The sequence below is a fragment of the Micromonospora sp. ATA51 genome (assembly GCF_016802855.1).
In the GTDB taxonomy this organism is placed as follows: domain Bacteria; phylum Actinomycetota; class Actinomycetes; order Mycobacteriales; family Micromonosporaceae; genus Micromonospora; species Micromonospora sicca.
In genome coordinates this window covers 1-1,172 of sequence record NZ_JAEVHJ010000681.1, presented here as the reverse complement: position 1 = coordinate 1,172, position 1,172 = coordinate 1, and the positions used below count along the sequence as shown (strand labels likewise).

Annotated in this window: 1 pseudogene; it reads right to left on the bottom strand. The window is 77.9% G+C overall.

The features are described from left to right. Nucleotides 1-73: 73 nt before the first annotated feature. Nucleotides 74-1,172: pseudogene (locus JNW87_RS38930) on the bottom strand (cobyrinate a,c-diamide synthase); the annotation flags it as partial.

Sequence of the window (1,172 nt, the reverse complement as noted above, 5' to 3'; positions counted from 1 at the left end):
CCGGTGGCGCCCACGACGAGGACTTGTGTGCCGAACAGGCGCAGGTCGTAGCCGTCGCTGTCATCGCGCGCGCTCACCGGCTCGCCGCCTCGACCAGCCGGCGGGCGGCCTGCGGGTGGCCCGCCCAGTGGGTGTGCAGGTAGGAGGCGTGCACCCGGCCGGCGACGAAGCCGTGCGCGGCGCCGTCCCAGCGCCAGGCGGGCCGCTCGCCGTGGCCGGGGTCGGTGACGGTGCGGTGGAACTCGTGGCCGCGTACCGGGTCGCCGGCGTGGTGGACCGGGGAGTCGGTGCCGGCGACGGCGTCGCGGTAGCCGAGGGTGAGCCGGCCCGTCATCCGGGCGGTGTGGTCGAGCCGCCCGCACATCGGCACCCCGTCGAGGGCCTTGCCGAGGTAGAGCAGCCCGGCGCACTCGGCGACGACCGGGCCGTCGAAACCGGCCAGGTCGGCGCGGAGCCCGGCGTTGGCGGCGAGCGCCTCGGCGTGCACCTCGGGGAAACCACCGCCGACCACCACGGCCCGGGTGCGGCCGGCAGCGCCGGGTCGCGCAGCGGGTCGACGGTCACCACGTCCGCGCCGGCCGCGGTGAGCAGTTCGGTGGTCTCGGCGTAGGAGAAGGTGAAGGCCGGACCACCGGCGACCGCGACGACCGGGCGGGCGGTGCCGGCGGGGCCGCCGACGGCGCCGGCCGGGTCCCAGGCCGGGACGGTCAGCGGCGGGGCGGTCCGGGCCAGGTCCAGCACCGCGTCGAGATCCACGGTGGACTCCACCAGGTCGGCGAGCGCGGCGACGACGGCGACGGACTCGGGGGCCCGTTCGGCGACCGGCACCAGCCCGAGGTGCCGCGACGGCGCGGTCACCTCGACGGCCCGGGTGACCGCCCCCAGCACCGGCACCTCCACCTCGGCGAGCGCGTCGCGGAGCAGGGTCTCGTGCCGGGCCGAGCCGACCCGGTTGAGGATGACTCCGCCGATCCGCACGGCGAGGTCGAAGGCGCGCATGCCGAGCACCAGCGCGGCGGCGCTGCGGCCCTGCGCGGTGGTGTCGAGGACCAGCAGCACGGGCGCGTCGATCAGCCGGGCGACGTGCGCGGTGGAGGCGTACGCGCCGCGGCCGACCGCGCCGTCGTGCAGCCCCATCACCCCCTCGACCACCGCGACGTCGGCGGGGGTGG